Genomic DNA, 16498 nt, shown 5'->3' on the forward strand with positions numbered 1-16498 from the left:
CAGGGCATCCCCTATGTCTGTGATCTTCAGCTGTAAGTGGCGTGGTTCTGACAGCTGAAACTGAGGGACTGCAGGTACTGGACTTCTGTCGCGGCACAGCGCAGTCGGCGACACTGTCAACCACGCCACGACACACAGCGCAGCCCGCGGCGCTACCTGCGCCGGTGAGGATCCATCGCATAGATCGACACTATGTCGGAGCGCATGAAGCTCTGTCTCTCGTCACTCATTGATCGCCGCTTCCTTTGCTCTTCTGTGGTCCGAGGTACTGAGAGGGTGGTGCGCCCGACGCCGAGGGTCTCGGCGATCTCGGTCTGGGACATGCCACCCTCACGCATCTTTCGGGCCTGCTCGATTCGGGGTCGGTCATCTTCCGGGGGCGGCCGCCGACCTTGCCCCGGGCGCGGGCTGCAGCGAGCCCGGCCGCCGTCCGCTCCCGGATCAGGTCGCGCTCGAAGCTCGCGAGCGCGCCGAAGATGTTGAAGATGAGCTTGCCGCCGGCAGTGGTGGTGTCGATCGACTCGGTCAGCGATCGGAAGCCGACACCCCTTCTCCTCGAGGCCGGTGATCGTCTGCAGCAAGTGCGGCAGATTCCGCCCCAGTCGGTCGAGCCGCCACACGCAACCGTCTCGCCGGCCCGCAGATGCAAAACAAGCTGTCGAGTTCCGGTCGACTCGTCGTCGCACCGCTCGCGACGTCGGTCCAGATCCGCGAAGCACCCGCATCTCGACGTTCCTGGCCGGTGTGTTCCTTGACTTCCTGCCATAGCCCATACTCTGCCCCTGGTTCCACGGTCGTTTCCGACCGTGGAACCTCCGAACCTCCGCGACCCGGGCCGTAGACGCGGGGTCAGGCAATTGCGCCACTACGTAGCGGGTTGTCCGCATGACCAACGAACTTCGACAACCACGGGAAGCGGCAGGAAGCGCCCGATGATCACCCTGTGTTGCTGTCGTCAGGCGAGGGTGGCCGTCGAGCGTCCATCGATGGCCGATTGCACCAGGTTGCTCTTCGGCAGCGTCGAACCCGCCGTCAGCGCTTCGATCCACTGCGCGGTCGTCGACACCGCAGCGAAGTTCGACTGCAGCAGCACCATCAGTGCCGTGTGCAAGGACTCCGCGGAGATCGTGCCGGCCTCATTGGCCAGATCGATGGCACCCGTGGCGTCGGACAGGATTTCGGTGGCGAACCCAAGCCCCTCGGCCTCCACTGCCGTGGCGAGGTCGCAATTGTTGGTCATGTATCCGACGATCGTGATGGTGTCGACGTCGTGCCTGTGGAGCCATCGCGCCACATCTGTTCCGGCGAACACACTCCCGTACTGCTTGTGCACCCGCTTAGTGGCCGGATCGATGCATCGTTCGATCTCCGGATGCAGCGACCATCCCACGGTGCCCTCGACGAACACGGGCGCGCCCTGCGGCATCTGATGCTGGACCACGAGAACCGGGATGCCACGCGCGGTGGCCGTGTCCACCGCGTTGACGATGTTGGCTAGGGACTCCGCGCGCGGGGGAAACTGGATCTCGAGTGGTCCCTCGAAGTATTCCTGCTGGACATCGACGACGACAAGGGCGCGGTGGGGTGTAGTCACAACTTCTCTCCTTCAACGATGGGGGCGCCGCGTCACCGTGCGGACGCGGCTGGGTACCAGTGTTCGGCACATCGATTCCCTCCACGAGTGGCATGAATGCATACTTTCGATGAAAACAGGCCAACCTCGGAGGCATCATGCGGATCGCGGTCTACGCGTTCGACGACATCACCATGTTTCACCTGGCGGCACCGTTGATGGTGTTCGGCGAGGTGGGCCGCCTTGGCCTCGCCCCCGACTGGCAGACACGGCTGTGGTCCGATCGAGAAGGCGCCATTCGCACGATCGAGGGATACTCGATCGGCGAGGTTGCAGGGCCGGCGACCCTCGAGTGGGCCGACATCATCGTCTTCCCTTCCTGGCCGCAGTCCCTCAACCCGGTCGACGACATGTTGAAGAACATGATTACGGCCGCGCATGCCCGCGGGGCCGTCATTGCCGGGCTCTGCCTTGGTGCATTCGCGCTCGCCGACACCGGCCTGCTCGCAGGACGATCCGCGGTCACGCACTGGGAGGTGATGCCACTGCTTGCTGAACGCAGCATCGGCAGCGAGGTCGACTCCTCGGTGCTCTACATCGATCACGGTGACGTCCTTACCTCCGCGGGAACGGCCTCGGCGATCGACGCCTGCCTCCACTTGGTGCGCAGACACCTCGGGTCCGCCGTCGCTACTCGGATTGCCCGCAGCCTGGTCGTCGCACCGCACCGGGAAGGAGGACAGGCACAATACATCGACCGCCCCCTGGCTCAGCCGACATCCGACACCACGATGGCCGAAGTCCAGGAATGGGCACTCACCCATCTCGACGAGCCGCTCACCATCGACCGGCTCGCCGATCAGGCACAAATGAGTAGACGCAGCTTCGTCCGCCATTTTCACCAATCCACCGGAACGACCCCGGCACGCTGGATCCTCGAACACCGCCTGCAACAAGCACGGGCCCTCCTCGAAACAACCGACTGGAGTGTCGATACCATCGCCGGGAAATGCGGCTTCGGGAGCAGCGTCACCTTCCGGCAGCGTTTCGCCGCAGCATTCGCCACCTCACCCACCGCGTACCGGCGGCAATTCGCCGACAAACGCGTCAACACCACCGCCACGACACCAACGCTCGGCCCGCGAGACTGACCCGAACAGCAGGTGCCGCCCCGCAGCTGTTCCGAGGAAAGACAATAGGGCGCCAAGTCCTGGGCAACATGTCCTGGCTGACCCCCGGGCGGAGCCAGCGATCGAAGATCAAAGCTGAACCAGCGACGTTGATCGCAGCTCAATCGTCCAGTGCAGTCTGACATGGTCGCGGTTACCGCTGATTCGGTTTGGAATGCATACGCCGAACGGCCTGGCATCCGGCGGCTCCATGCGTCTCGAAGGAGTGTGAGGCCCGGGGCGGGTTCGCTCGTACGGTGCGGACGAGGCCGAACTCGGCCGTCACCGAACAGGCAAGGAGCACACCATGGCTGGAGCACTGACCGTCTGGAAGTTCGCGACCCCGACCGGCGCCGAGACCGCGATCGACACACTCGAGGACCTGCAGAAGCAGGCGTTGATCAGCGTCCACGACGCCGCCGTGGTGAGTTGGCCGGAGGGGCGGAAGAAGCCGTAGACCCGTCAACTCACGAACCTGGCCGGGGCGGGTGCCCTCGGCGGCACGTTCTGGGGGCTGCTGTTCGGCATCCTGTTCTTCGTCCCGCTCATCGGCGCAGCGGTGGGTGCCGCTGTGGGGGCATTGACCGGCGCCCTGACCGACGTCGGGATCGACGACGACTTCATCAAGCGACTGGAGGACCAGATCACTCCCGGCAGCTCGGCGCTGTTCGTGCTGACCTCCGACGAGACCCTCGACCGCATCCACGAGGAGTTCCAGGGTCAGCACGCCGAATTGATCTCCACCAACCTGTCGCACGAGGAGGAAGCCCGCCTGCGGGAGGTGTTCGCCGACTGATCGATCACCGCCATCCGCGGCCGGGCACCTCGGTGCGCGGCGAACCCTCGGGGTCCCGGCTGCGGTACACGATGTAGGGGCGGAACAGGTACTTGACCGGGGCGCTGAAGGCGTGGACCAGGCGGGTGAACGGCCACAGGATGAACAACACGATGCCGATGAGCGCGTGCACCTGGTAGGTGAGCGGAGCGGACGCGATGAGGTGGATCTCCGGCTGGAACACGAACAGGCTCCGGAACCACGGCCCCACCGTCTCGCGGTAGTCGTAGCCCTCGTGGAACGAGTTCGCGGCGACGGTGGTCCACAGCCCGGCGCAGATGGTGGCGAGCAGCACCAGGTACATCATCTTGTCGTTGCGGGTCGTCGCCATGAACACCGGTCCGCGGGTACGTCTGCGGTACAACAGGATTCCGATGCCGACGAGGGTACAGAAGCCGGCCAGCCCGCCGAGGACGTACGCCACGTAGTGGTAGCGGGTCTCGGTGACCCCGAGCGCGGCGGTCCACTCGTCGGGGATCACCAACCCCAACACGTGACCGGCGGCGACGAACACCAGACCGAAGTGGAACAACGGGCTGCCGATGCGCAGGAGTCGGGACTCGTACAACTCCGACGACCGGGTGGTCCACCCGAACTGGTCGTACCGGTAGCGCCAGGCGATCCCGGTCACGAAGACCGCCACCATCACGTAGGGCAGCACGGCCCACAGGAGGATGTCGGCGATACTGCTGTCGGTCGGGTTGCCGGTCACGGGGCACCTCCGGTCGGAAACGGTTCCAGGCCCACCTCTTCCTGCGGCGGTCCGTTGCGGGCCAGCGCGAGGACGGCCTCGCGGTCGTCGGCCGTCGGCCCCGGCAGCGTCGACAACAGTGCGTCGAGCACCGCTCGGTACGGACTGCCGGCCTCGACGAGGCCGAGCCGGATCAGCTGCAGACCCAGCACGTGCCGGCCCAGCAGCGAGCGGTCCCCGGTCGCCGCCCCGAACTCGAGCACCACCGGCAGGAAGTCCGGCAGGTCGGCCGCCGCGAACTCCACCCCGGCGCGCCGGTAGTACTGCTTGAGGCGGACCAGCGTCACGCCCCGGCGCCGGGTGTCGCCGTCGGCGTAGTACGTCAGGTACAGACAACTCTTGCGGCGCAGATCGAAAGTCTCGACGTAGTGGCGCGCGAGCTCCGGGAGCGGTCGGCTACCGACGTGTTCGACGAAGCCGGTGAGATCGGACCGCGCGGTGCCGGCCGGTAGTTCGGCGAGCGCGCCCGCGAGCACCGGCAGGCGGGCCACCAGCGCGGGGGTGGGATAGTCGAGCAGCAGCGACGCGGCCTGATCGACCACGCGCAGCTGCGCGGCCTTCACGAGCGGTCCCCGTTGCGGTCCGGGAACATGCCGTCGACGACACCCTTGCCGTCCCAGTTGAGCAGATTGACCCGCGCCGCACGATCCCGCGGGTCGGCCACCGAGTCCGCCGACTGGCGGTGCCGCAGCGCGTGGAAGGTCTCCACCGCGACCGGGACCGGGCGCCCCGACGCCTCGCCGAACGGTCCGCTGTCCAGCATGCCGGGGCCGCCCTCGAAGTCGAGACTGCAACCGAGTTCCTCGAGCTGGTGCGCCTGTTCGGCATGCGCGGTCGGAATGACGTAGCGCTCCTCGTACTTCGCGATCGCGAGGAGTCGGTACATCTCGTACACCTGCTCCGCGGTCATTCCGACTGCCGTCGCGATCGACTCGTCCGGCTCGTCGGCCAGATTGAGATCGCGCATGTACGACCGCATCGCCGCCAGCCGGTGCAGCACCGCGGTCACCGGTTCCGGGTCGCCCGCGGTGAACAACCCGGCCAGGTACTCGATCGGGATACGCAGCGTGTCGATCGCCCCGAAGAGGTTGTCGAGGTCCTCGCCGTCGTGCCCGGTCCGGCTCAGCACGTCCACGACCGGGGACAGCGGCGGTACGTACCAGACCATGGGCAGCGTGCGGAACTCCGGATGCAGGGGCAGGGCCACCCGGTACTTCTCGATGAGCGCATACACGGGGGAGCGGCGCGCCGCGTCCATCCAGTCGTCGGGGATGCCGGCCGCGCGAGCGCCCTCGATCACCTGAGGATCCTCCGGGTCGAGCAACAGGCCGCGCTGTGCGTCGTACAGCTCCCGCTCGTCGGGCGTCGACGCCACCTCGCCCACCCGGTCGAGGTCGTACAGCACCACCCCGATGTACCGCAGCCTGCCCACACAGGTCTCCGAGCACACCGTGGGCAGTCCCACCTCCACCCGCGGATAACAGAACGTGCACTTCTCGGCCTTGCCCGTGCGGTGATTGAAATAGACCTTCTTGTAAGGACATCCGGTCACGCACATGCGCCAGCCCCGGCACTGGTCCTGGTCCACCAGCACGATCCCGTCCTCCGCGCGCTTGTACATCGCCCCGGACGGGCACGACGCCACACACGACGGGTTGAGGCAGTGCTCGCAGATCCGCGGGAGGAAGAACATGAACGTCTTCTCGTACTCGAGTTTCACCGCGTCGGTCGCGTCGCGCCGCATCTGCTCGAGGATCGGGTCGTGCGCGTCGGTGGCGGCGGTGCCGCCGAGGTCGTCGTCCCAGTTGGCGCTCCACGTGACCGGGGTGGGCTTACCGGACAGCAACGAGATCGGTTGCGCCACCGGAAAGTCGTCCCCGAGCGGCGCGGAGGTGAGCGTGTCGTAGTCGTACGTCCACGGCTCGTAGTAATCACGGATGTCGGGCAGCAGCGGGTTCGCGAAGATCGACAGCAGCTTCTTCACGCGGCCACCGGCGCGCAGCGTGAGCCGGCCCCGCCGGTTCAGCGTCCACCCGCCCTTCCACAGGTCCTGGTTCTCGTACTTGCGGGGGTAACCCTGTCCCGGCCGCGTTTCCACGTTGTTGAACCACACGTACTCGGTGCCGCTGCGGTTGGTCCACGTCTGCTTGCACGTCACCGAGCACGTGTGGCATCCGATGCACTTGTCGAGGTTCATCACCATCGCGACCTGCGCTGCCACCTGCATCAGTACTGCACCTCCTGGCTGCGGCGGCGGATCACGGTGACCTCGTCGCGTTGATTTCCGGTGGGCCCAAAGTAGTTCCAGGAGAACGACAGCTGTGCGTACCCGCCGATGAGATGGGTCGGTTTCACCAGCACCCGGGTGAGTGAATTGTGGATGCCACCGCGCCGGCCGTCGGTCTCCGACCTGGGCACGTTCACCAGACGCTCCTGCACGTGGTGCACGAACACCGTTCCCGGCGGCATGCGATGCGTGACGACGGCGCGGGCGACCAGGACGCCGTTGCGATTGACGGCCTCCACCCACTCGTTGTCGGCCACCCCGATCGCCGCGGCGTCGTCGACGTTCATCCACACGTTGGGTCCGCCGCGCGAGAGCGAGAGCATCAGCAGGTTGTCCTGGTACTCGGAGTGGATCGACCACTTCGAGTGCGGCGTCAGGTAGCGCACCGACAACGCCTTCCCGTCCCGGTCTCCCAGTCGCGTCTCCCCGAACAGGCGGCTGATGTCCAGGGGGGGACGGTAGATCGGTAGCACCTCGCCGAATTCGCGTATCCACTCGTGGTCCAGGACGAAGTGCATCCGGCCGGTGAGTGTGTGCCACGGTTTGAGGTCCTCGACGTTGATGCTGAACGGCGCGTACCGCCGGCCGCCGGCCTCGCTGCCGGACCATTCGGGGCTGGCCAGCGTCGGCACGGGCTGGGCCTGGGTGTCGGCGAACCGGATCCGGCGTTCCTCGTTGCCGGCCGCCAGATGGCCCAGTGGTCGACCGACCCGACGGGACAGGTCCTCGAACCCGGTGAGCGCGAGCCGCCCGTTGGTCGTGCCGGACAGCGCCAGGATCGCCTCGGCCATCTTCGCGTCGGTGTCCATCGCGGGGCGCCCGGCCCCGGCACCGCTCGACATCACCCCGCACCGGTGGGCCAGGTCCTCGACCTCCGCGTCCGGGTGGAACGTCACGCCTTTGGTGCTCAGCCCGGCCTGTTCCGCCAGCGGGCCGAGGCTGGCCATCTTGTCCGCGATCGCCGCGTAGTCGCGCTCGACGACCGCGAAATTCGGCATGGTCCGGCCGGGGACCGGCGCCGTGTCGCCCGCCCGCCAGTCACGGACCTCCCCGAACGGTTGGCCGGTCTCCGCGGGGGTGTCGTGGCCCAGCGGAGTGGCCACCACGTCGCGGCGGGTACCGAGATGGCGCTGCGCGAGTTCACCGAACCGGCGGGCGATCGCGGTGAAGGCGTCGAAGTCGCTGCGCGCCTGCCACGGTGGATCGACGGCGGGGGTGAACGCGTGCACGAACGGGTGCATGTCGGTGCTCGACAGGTCGTATTTCTCGTACCACGTCGCCGCGGGCAGCACGACGTCCGACAGCAGCGTCGAACTGGTCATCCGGAAGTCCAGTGACACCAGCAGATCCAGCTTGCCGCGGGGCGCCTCGTCGCGCCATCGCACCGACGTCGGCCGTGACTCGGGCGGGGTCTCCGCGGCGCGCAGGCTCGACCCGGCGCCGAGGAGGTGTTCGAGGAAGTACTCGTTGCCCTTCGCCGACGACCCCAACAGGTTCGCTCGCCACAACGTCAGCACGCGTGGCCAGTTCTCCTCCGCATCCGGGTCCTCGACCGCGAACTTCAGCCTCCCGCTGCGTAGTTCGTCGACGACGTACGAGCCGGGGTCGGCCCCGGAACGGGCGATGTCGTCGGCCAGGTCGAGGGGGTTGCGGTCGAACTGCGGGTACGACGGCATCCACCCCAAGCGGGTGGACAGCGCCATGGTGTCGGCGGTGTGCATGCCCGCGAGCCGGCCCTCGGCGAGGGGGGAGGTGAGCGCGTCGGCGCGGTAGCCGTCGTAGCGCCACTGGTCGGTGTGCATGTACCAGAAGCCGGTGCCGATCGCCTGCCGCGGCGGCCGCGACCAGTCCGTGGCCATGGCCATCGTCGCCCAGCCCGTGATCGGCCGGACCTTCTCCTGCCCCACGTAGTGGGCCCACCCGCCGCCGTTGCGGCCCATGCTGCCGGTGAGCATCAGCAGTGCCAGCACGGCCCGGTACGTCGCGTCCCCGTGGAACCACTGGCAGATGCCCGCACCCATGATGATCATCGAGCGGCCACCGGATCGTGCTGCGGAATGGGCGAATTCGCGGGCGATACGGGTCACGGCCTCTGCCGGCACCGACGTGAGCGGTTCCTGCCACGCCGGGGTGTACGGCTGCTCGGGGTCGTCGAATCCGCGTGGCCACGTGCCGGGTAGCCCGGTTCGGTGCACCCCGTACTGCGCGAGCATCAGGTCCAGCGCCGTGGTCACCAGGTGCCCGCCGACCTCGCGGACCGGTACTCCGCGTCGCATCACCGCGCCGCGCTCGCCGATGTCGAAGCGGGGCAGGAGGAGTTCGACGGCGCCGTCTTCGCCCGCGGCGTCACGCACACTCAGTGCCGGTGTCGTGTCGCCCAGGTCCAGATTCCACTGGCCCACACCGGAATCGGTGTAGCGGAAACCGACGCTGCCGGGCGGGACGACGGGGGCGCCGGTGGCGGCGTCGAGCAGGACGGTCTTCCACTCGGCGCCCTCGCCGGTGTCGCCCAGGTCGGAGGACCGCAGGAACCGCCCCGGCACGTAAGCGCCGTCGCGCTCGGTGAGCGTCACCAGGAACGGCAGGTCGGTGTAGCGCGTCGCGAAGTCGGCGAAGAACGGCACCCGGCGGTCCACGTAGTTCTCCTGCAGGATCACGTGGCCCATCGCCATCGCGAGCGCACCGTCGGTGCCGGGCTGGGCGGGCAGCCACGCGTCGGCGAACTTGGTGGCGTCGGCGTAGTCCGGCGAGACCACCACGACCTTCTGCCCGCGGTAGCGTGCCTCGGCCATCCAGTGCGCGTCGGGAGTGCGCGTCACCGGCACGTTCGATCCCCACATGATCAGGTACGCCGCGTCCCACCAGTCACCCGACTCGGGGACGTCGGTCTGGTCACCGAACACCTGCGGCGACGCGACCGGCAGGTCGGCGTACCAGTCGTAGAACGACGTCATCACGCCGCCGAGCAGTTCGATGAATCGCGACCCGGCCGCGAACGACACCATCGAGAACGCCGGGATGGGGGAGAAGCCGGCGACCCGGTCCGGACCGTACGTCGCGATCGTGTGCACGTGCGCGGCGGCGATCATCTCCACCGCGTCGTCCCACGACGCCCGCACCAGCCCGCCCTTCCCCCGAGCCCGCTGATACCGGGCGCGGCGCTCGGGATCGCCGACGACGTCCGACCAGGCGAGGACGGGGTCACCCAGACGTTCGCGGGCCTCCTGGAACATCTCCAGCAGCAGTCCGCGCACGTACGGATAGCGCACGCGGGTGGGCGAGTAGGTGTACCAGGAGAAGGCCGCGCCGCGCGGGCACCCGCGCGGCTCGTACTCGGGACGGTCCGGGCCGACGGACGGATAGTCCGTCGCCTGGGTCTCCCACGTGATGACGCCGTCCTTGACGTACACCTTCCACGAGCACGACCCGGTGCAGTTGACCCCGTGCGTGGAGCGGACCACCTTGTCGTGACTCCACCGGTCCCGATAGAAGGCGTCGCCCTCGCGACCGCCCGTGCGGTACACCGCGCGCAGGTCCGCGGACACGGTGGAGCGAGTGAAGAAGCGCCCCGTCTCGACCAGCGCGGCACCGAACGGCCCTTCGATCGGCGCCGGTGGTGTCGGGGCGGAGCGAGCAGGGTCCTCGGTTGCACGCGACATGGCTGCCTCCCTTCACCGAGGATGGCGCATGGAACGCGGACTCGCAGTGGAACTCGTCGAAACACCGAAACCCGTCCTGGTGGAAGCGGACTGCGTCATCATGGGGACATGTCCGACGGCCGCGGCGTGAGGATGGGTGCCGGCCGCGTGCTCACCGCCGTCCCGGCGGGTGCCGGCGCGGCGGCCATGTCCACCGGCATCGTCTCGGTGGCGCTGCACCTCGCGGACGTCGAGTGGTTGTCGCTGTTCTGGCTGGGCGTCGGCGGGGCGATCTGGTTGCTGCTGGTCGCGGTCTTCCTGTCCCGGCTGTTCGACGACCGCGGCCGCTGGGCCGACGAGGCCGACACCCCGCCGGCCCTCACCGGGGTGGCCGCCACGTGTGTGCTCGGCGCCCGCTGCGTGCTCCTGGACTGGAACCAGGTCGGCTGGTCGGCGCTGGTGCTCGCGTTCGTCGCCTGGCTGATCCTCATGCCCGCCGTCGTCCGGCACTGGACGTCACCGACCGTGGGGGTGCACTTCCTGCTGTGCGTCGCCACGCAGGGACTGGCGGTGCTGGCGGCGTCGCTCGCGGTATCGGCGCCGGCGTCCTGGCTGGTCGCGCCCGCCGTCGCGGCGTTCCTGGCGGGTCTGTGCTTCTATCTGCTGGTACTGGTCCGGTTCTCGTTCGACCAGTTCCGGGTGGGGGCCGGTGACCACTGGGTGTTCGCGGGCGCGCTCGCGATCAGCGGACTCGCGGCCGGCAAACTCGCGCCTGCCGTCGTCTCGGCCGGCTGGGCGGAGGGGGTGCACCACGCCGTCCGGTCCGCGGGCGTCGCCATCGTCTGTCTGGCGCTGACCGGGTACGCCGTGCTGGTGGCGTGCGAGATCAGGTGGCCGCGACTGCGCTACGACGTCCGCCGCTGGTCCACCACCTTCCCGATGGGAATGACGTCCGCGGCCTCGATGACCGTTGCGGTGTCGTCCGATGCCGGGTGGCTGCGGCCGATCGGCCTGGTCCTGGTGTGGCCGGCGGTGGTGGTGTGCCTGATCCTGTTGTTCGCGTCGGGGCGGCACCTGTCCCGGGCGGCGGCCTGACCGGCCGGCGGTGGATCCTCACGCGCGGTCGCGGTCTAGCGGTTCTTCCACCAGATCGCACTCGACAGCACCGTGGCGAACGCACACCACGCGGGGTACGGCGCCAGCGCCCAGCCGGCCCCGCGGTGCACCCGTGCGGTGCGGCGTGTGAGATCGGCGCTGCTCACGGCGAGGGCGCCCGCCACCACCGGCGCCGCCGCGAGGCGGTGCGCCCGGAAGAACACCCAACTCCAGCCGGCGTTGAGTGCCAGGTTCACCGCGAGGGCCCGGGCGTAGGCGGTGGACTGCTCCGGATCGGTCGCCTCCAGCCGCTCCGCCGCGAGAGCGGAGGTGGCGGCGATGTCGGCGTACAGCGCCGTCCACACGATCGGGAAGACAGCTGCCGGCGGCTGGAAGCGGGGCTTGCGCAACCGGACGAACCACGGGCTGTTCGCGCCGCTGCTCGCGAGAGAACCGGTCACGGCCGCCGCGGTAGTCGCGGCGCCGGTCTTCGCCAGCGCGGTCAGCAGCCGTCCGCGGCGTGGTCCGTCGGGCCTCTCGACCGGGCCGGGTGCCTCCGGCCTGGTGGATGCGGTCATGAATACCTCCCGGTGGCCGTGTGCGGTGTCCGTCCACCCTCCGTTGTGCCACATCGCCGGGCGCCCCGCACGACGAAGGGGCCGCATCCCGGCGGATGCGGCCCCTTCGCGGGAATTGCGAACTCTAGTGCGCCCGGTTGACCGCCGAGACGACGGCGCGCAGCGACGCGGTGGTGATGGAGGTGGCGATGCCGACGCCCCAGACGACCTTGTTGGTGCCGTCGGGCAGGGTCACCGAGCACTCGACGTAGGCCGCGGCCTGAGCGTCGTCACCGGCGGACATCGCGTGCTCGGAGTAGTCCAGCACGCGGACGTCGAAGCCGATGGTGCCCAGCGCGTCGACGAACGCGGCCAGCGGGCCGTTGCCGGCGCCGGAGATCTCCTGCTCCTTGCCGTTCACCTTGATCACCGCGGTGATCGAGTCGGTGCCGCCGTCCTCCTCGGCCGCCGTCACCTTCTGGCGCATGCGCTCGAGCGGGCTGACCGGAGACAGGTACTCCTCCGAGAAGACGTCCCACATCTCCTTCGGCGAGACCTCGCCGCCCTCGCCGTCGGTGATCTTCTGGACGGCCTGCGAGAACTCGATCTGCAGGCGGCGCGGCAGCTGCAGGCCGTGGTCCGCCTTCATGATGTACGCGACGCCGCCCTTACCGGACTGCGAGTTGACGCGGATGACGGCCTCGTAGGTGCGGCCCACGTCCTTGGGGTCGATCGGCAGGTAGGGGACCTCCCAGACGATGTCGTCGACGTCCGAGTCCTGCTCGTCCGCCGCGACCTTCATCGCGTCCAGGCCCTTGTTGATCGCGTCCTGGTGGCTGCCCGAGAACGCGGTGTAGACCAAGTCGCCGCCGTACGGGTGACGCTCGTGGACCGGCAGCTGGTTGCAGTACTCGACGGTGCGGCGGACCTCGTCGATGTTCGAGAAGTCGATCTGCGGGTCGACGCCGCGGGTGAACATGTTCAGACCCAGCGTCACCAGGCACACGTTGCCGGTGCGCTCACCGTTACCGAACAGGCAGCCCTCGATGCGGTCGGCGCCGGCCTGGTAACCCAGCTCGGCAGCGGCGACACCGGTGCCGCGGTCGTTGTGCGGGTGCAACGACAGGATGATGCTCTCGCGCTGCGCCAGGTTGCGGTGCATCCACTCGATGGAGTCGGCGTACACGTTGGGGGTGGCCATCTCGACGGTGGCGGGCAGGTTGATGATCACCCGGTTGTCGGGGGTGGCGCCCAGGGTCTCGACCACGGCGTCGCACACCTCCTTGGCGTACGACAGTTCGGTGCCGGTGTACGACTCGGGCGAGTACTCCCACCGCCAGTTGGTGTCGGGGTGGTTCTGCGCCTCCTCCAGTACCAGCGCGGCGGCGTCCGTGGCGATCTTCTTGATCGCGTCCTTGTCGGCGCGGAAGACGACCCGGCGCTGCAGGATCGAGGTGGAGTTGTAGAAGTGCACGATCACGTTCTTGGCGCCGGCGCAGGCCTCGAACGTGCGCTTGATCAGCTCCGGCCGCGACTGCGTCAGCACCTGGATGGTGACGTCGTCGGGGATCGCGTTGTCCTCGATGATCTCGCGGACGAAGTCGAAGTCCGTCTGGCTGGCGGACGGGAAGCCGACCTCGATCTCCTTGTAGCCCATCCGGACCAGCAGCTCGAACATGCGGCGCTTGCGGGCGGGGCTCATCGGATCGATCAGGGCCTGGTTGCCGTCGCGCAGGTCCACGGCGCACCACTGCGGGGCACGGTCGATGACCTTGTCCGGCCAGGTGCGGTCGGGCAGCGACACCGTCTCGACCTCTTCGCCGTAGGGGCGGTAGCGGAACGTCGGCATCGACGAGTTCTTCTGGGTGTTCCAGCTCGGCTGATCGGCGGGCGCCGGCTTGGACGGCGGCGTGATGGTGCGCGAACCGGAAGTGAAGGCGTCAGCGGGGGACATGGGAATCGATCTCCAGGTTGGTGTGTGGACTGTAGAGAGTCCGACAGCTGAGGCGACCGGCGCACGAGAGGACCCGCGACGGGAGGCCAGTCTGGATCAGACCCCGCCGCGGCACCCAAGAAGGAGCGCGCGCTGCATAGCAAGCACTGTACCCCTGTGCCCGGACGGCTCGGCAGGGAGTGGGGAGCAAATTCACACTCGGGGCGTCGTCGGCATGGTCGACTGGTGCGCATGACGGCACAGCTCGACGCGGCGCGCGCCTACGTCGCCGCCCTTGTCAGCCACGACGGCGGTTCGGTCCCGTACGCGCCCGGCGTCACGCGCCGTGAGATGGGGCTGAAGACGGGTTTCTCGGGAAACCACTTGCGCCGCAGCCTTTCGCGCGGACCCCAGTTCCGGGTCGTCCGCGCGATCCGCGAGGCGACCTACCGGGTGGACGGCGACGAGGTGGTGGCCGACTATCTCCTCGACGCGGGCCTGTTCGGGCGCACGCTGGTGACGGCTCGGGTGCACGAGACGTTCCTGATCCCCGCCGAGGACCCGCGCATCCACCGCATCGACGCCGCGATCCGCCTCGTCGGCCGGAACAAGCTCATCCGCGGCGAATGAGGACGCGGCGAATCCGGCACTCCACACTGCATCAATGGCTCGGGTGGTCGGCGCCCTGCGGAGCTGGGTGCGTTCCCGGCTCCCGGAGCGGCGCACGTTCAAGAACGACCTGATTGCCGGAATCCCCGGGGCGATCAGCAGCGTCCCCGACGGCATGGCGGCGGGAGTGCTGGCCGGGGTCAACCCGGTCCACGGGCTGTACGCGAGTTTCGCGGGTCCCGTGTTCGGCGGGTTGCAGACCAGCACCAAGCTGATGGTGGTCACCACGACCAGTGCGGCCGCGCTGGCAGCGGGATCGGCGGTGGCCGACGTCCCGGAGTCGGATCGGTCCGGCGCGATCGTGCTGCTGACGCTGATCGCCGGGGCGATCATGGTGGCGGCGGCCCTGTTGCGCCTGGGCCGATTCACCCGATTCGTCTCGCATTCGGTCATGACGGGCTTCCTGACCGGGATCGCCGTGAACATCGTCCTGGGTCAGGTGCCCGATCTCGCGGGGGCGGACGCCGGCGGCTCGGTCGCGGTGACCAAGTTCTTCGACGTAGTCGCCAACCCGTCCGGCGTCGACTGGCGTGCGTTGGTCACCGGGGTGACGGCGCTGCTGGTGCTGGTGCTCGCGGCCCGCACCCGGCTGGCGTTGTTCGGTTCGTTGCTGGCGCTGGTGGTGCCCGGTGCAGTGGTGATCGGGTTCGGCTGGGACGGTGTCGCCCGGGTTTCCGACGTCGGTGCGATCCCCACCGGGCTGCCGCTGCCCGTGCTGCCGGACCCGGGCCTGCTCTCGTTCGAGTTGCTGAGCGGGGCGCTCGCCGTCGCGGTGATCGTGCTGGTGCAGGGGGCCGGTGTCGCGGAATCCGCGCCCAACCTGGACGGCAGTCGCTCGGACTCGGACGTCGATTTCTCCGCGCAGGGTGTCGGCAACGTCGGCGCGGCGCTCTTCGGCGGCATGCCGGTGGGCGGCTCGGTGGGGCAGACCGCCCTCAACGCCACCTCGGGTGCGCGAGGGCGGTGGGGCGCCGTGTGGTCGGGGATCTGGATGCTGGTGATCCTGGTCGTCCTCGCCGGTGTGGTCGGCAAGGTTCCGATGCCGACGCTGGCCGCGGTGCTGATCGTCGCGGCCGTCGGCTCGATCCGCCCGCGACAGATTCTCGAGATCCTTCGGACCGGACCTACCTCGCAGATCGCCGTCGTGACGACTTTCGTTGCCACGCTGCTGCTTCCCGTGGCGGCCGCGGTCGGCATCGGCGTCGCGCTCTCGTTGTTGCTGCAGCTCAACCAGGAGGCGGTGGACCTGTCGGTGGTCGAGCTGGTCCCCGGCGACAACGGCACGCTGCGGGAGCGGCCGGCGCCACGCCGGCTCACTGCCGGGCAGGTGCTCGTCCTCGACGTCTACGGCAGCTTGTTCTACGCGGGCGCGCGCACCCTGCAGGCACGTCTCCCGGATCCTGCCGACGCGACGAACGCCGAGGTGATCCTGCGGCTCCGCGGGCGGACGACCTTCGGCGCCACGTTCTTCTCGGTGATCCGCGACTACGCCCGCCGACTCGATGCGGAGAACGGGCGTCTCTACCTGAGCGGCATCGGTGCGCAGGCCGCCGACGACTGGGGCGAGGAGCGGCTGGCCGGGCTGGGGCTGGCGCTGGAGGTCTTCCCGGCGACGGAGACGATCGGTGAATCGACGCGACGCGCTTTCGGTGCCGCGGAGCGCAGGCGTGTCCGGGTCACCGAGCGCGCCGGCGGTTGAGCTCAGTCCGGGAGCCGCCGCATCTCGACGACCGTGAGGCCGAGTGCGTCGAAGCGGGCGAGCATGCCCCGTAGCTCGGTGGGGCTGCGGACCGGCCCGTAGAGCGTCGTGTGGGCGTGCGCCGTCTCCGACACGCGGAGTTCGGGGAAGGCGGCCACGACGCGCTCGGACAGTTCGCCGCCGATCAGGAACGCATAGCGCACGGTGGCGGGCCAGGCCGAGTCCGAAGTGGCCATGACATCTCCCCTCTGCCGGTCGCACCACCCGGGCCGATCGCCGCCGTTCGGGACCT

The 16498-nt window shown here is 68.8% G+C and carries 15 protein-coding genes and 2 pseudogenes; 6 read left to right on the plus strand and 11 right to left on the minus strand.

Annotated features, from left to right (window positions below; translation table 11 throughout):
* Positions 1–152 precede the first annotated feature (152 nt).
* The 4 genes and pseudogenes from E7742_RS23815 to E7742_RS20575 form a co-directional block, all read right to left on the minus strand.
* The gene (locus E7742_RS23815; protein WP_368076973.1) at positions 153–338 is read right to left on the minus strand and encodes a hypothetical protein; all 186 of its coding nucleotides are present in this window, start codon (positions 336–338) and stop codon (positions 153–155) included.
* A gap of 113 nt (positions 339–451) precedes the next feature.
* Positions 452–649: pseudogene (locus E7742_RS23820) on the minus strand (recombinase family protein); the annotation flags it as partial.
* Positions 564–887 (minus strand): annotated as a pseudogene (locus E7742_RS23825) (hypothetical protein); the annotation flags it as partial. The pseudogenes E7742_RS23820 and E7742_RS23825, both read right to left, overlap by 86 nt.
* A gap of 68 nt (positions 888–955) precedes the next feature.
* Entirely contained in the window at positions 956–1594 is a 639-nt protein-coding gene (locus E7742_RS20575) for an isochorismatase family protein (protein ID WP_137800637.1), read from the minus strand.
* A 137-nt stretch (positions 1595–1731) separates the two neighbouring features.
* On the opposite strand from E7742_RS20575, the gene E7742_RS20580 reads away from it, so the two are divergent.
* The 3 genes from E7742_RS20580 (at position 1732) to E7742_RS20585 (ending at position 3538) form a co-directional block, all read left to right on the plus strand.
* Positions 1732–2724, plus strand: coding sequence for a GlxA family transcriptional regulator (locus E7742_RS20580; RefSeq protein WP_137800638.1), 993 nt, complete (start codon positions 1732–1734; stop codon positions 2722–2724).
* 325 nt (positions 2725–3049) lie between these two features.
* Entirely contained in the window at positions 3050–3199 is a 150-nt protein-coding gene (locus E7742_RS23375) for a hypothetical protein (RefSeq protein WP_217497512.1), read from the plus strand.
* Between the two features lie 18 nt (positions 3200–3217).
* On the plus strand, positions 3218–3538 hold the full coding sequence (locus tag E7742_RS20585; RefSeq protein WP_217497566.1) for a DUF1269 domain-containing protein: 321 nt from the start codon (positions 3218–3220) through the stop codon (positions 3536–3538).
* A 4-nt stretch (positions 3539–3542) separates the two neighbouring features.
* On the opposite strand, the gene narI is transcribed toward E7742_RS20585, so the two are convergent.
* The 4 genes from narI to E7742_RS20605 are packed head-to-tail and all read right to left on the minus strand — an operon-like array spanning position 3543 to position 10274.
* Positions 3543–4289 (minus strand): respiratory nitrate reductase subunit gamma, encoded by a 747-nt coding sequence (gene narI / locus E7742_RS20590; RefSeq protein WP_302660124.1) that lies wholly within the window; start codon positions 4287–4289, stop codon positions 3543–3545.
* Positions 4286–4891, minus strand: a complete 606-nt coding sequence (gene narJ / locus E7742_RS20595; protein ID WP_137800639.1) for a nitrate reductase molybdenum cofactor assembly chaperone — start codon at positions 4889–4891, stop codon at positions 4286–4288. Before narJ ends, narI begins: the two co-directional genes overlap by 4 nt.
* Positions 4888–6555 carry a nitrate reductase subunit beta gene (gene narH / locus E7742_RS20600; protein ID WP_137800640.1) on the minus strand — a complete coding sequence of 556 codons (1668 nt, stop codon included), beginning with the start codon at positions 6553–6555 and terminating at the stop codon, positions 4888–4890. Before narH ends, narJ begins: the two co-directional genes overlap by 4 nt.
* Complete coding sequence (locus E7742_RS20605) at positions 6555–10274, minus strand: nitrate reductase subunit alpha (protein WP_137800641.1); 3720 nt, start codon at positions 10272–10274, stop codon at positions 6555–6557. The genes narH and E7742_RS20605 overlap by 1 nt, the downstream gene beginning before the upstream one ends.
* A 108-nt stretch (positions 10275–10382) precedes the next feature.
* Between E7742_RS20605 and E7742_RS20610 the strand changes: the two genes are divergently transcribed.
* Positions 10383–11348 (plus strand): tellurite resistance/C4-dicarboxylate transporter family protein, encoded by a 966-nt coding sequence (locus E7742_RS20610; protein WP_137800642.1) that lies wholly within the window; start codon positions 10383–10385, stop codon positions 11346–11348.
* A gap of 35 nt (positions 11349–11383) precedes the next feature.
* Here the strand turns inward: E7742_RS20610 and E7742_RS20615 are convergent, their stop codons facing one another.
* Both E7742_RS20615 and leuA read right to left on the minus strand, forming a co-directional pair.
* Positions 11384–11926 (minus strand): TspO/MBR family protein, encoded by a 543-nt coding sequence (locus tag E7742_RS20615; protein ID WP_137800643.1) that lies wholly within the window; start codon positions 11924–11926, stop codon positions 11384–11386.
* 124 nt (positions 11927–12050) lie between these two features.
* On the minus strand, positions 12051–13859 hold the full coding sequence (gene leuA, locus E7742_RS20620) for a 2-isopropylmalate synthase (RefSeq protein WP_137800644.1): 1809 nt from the start codon (positions 13857–13859) through the stop codon (positions 12051–12053).
* Between the two features lie 231 nt (positions 13860–14090).
* On the opposite strand from leuA, the gene E7742_RS20625 reads away from it, so the two are divergent.
* Positions 14091–14468, plus strand: coding sequence for a hypothetical protein (locus E7742_RS20625; RefSeq protein WP_137800645.1), 378 nt, complete (start codon positions 14091–14093; stop codon positions 14466–14468).
* A 34-nt stretch (positions 14469–14502) separates the two neighbouring features.
* Positions 14503–16206: a SulP family inorganic anion transporter gene (locus tag E7742_RS20630; protein ID WP_137800646.1), complete on the plus strand. Its 1704-nt coding sequence runs from the start codon at positions 14503–14505 to the stop codon at positions 16204–16206.
* Positions 16207–16208: 2 nt separating this feature from the next.
* Here the strand turns inward: E7742_RS20630 and E7742_RS20635 are convergent, their stop codons facing one another.
* Positions 16209–16442: a hypothetical protein gene (locus E7742_RS20635; protein WP_137800647.1), complete on the minus strand. Its 234-nt coding sequence runs from the start codon at positions 16440–16442 to the stop codon at positions 16209–16211.
* Between the last annotated feature and the right edge of the window lie 56 nt (positions 16443–16498).

Origin of the sequence: Rhodococcus sp. SGAir0479 (assembly GCF_005484805.1) — a bacterium.
GTDB lineage: Bacteria > Actinomycetota > Actinomycetes > Mycobacteriales > Mycobacteriaceae > Prescottella.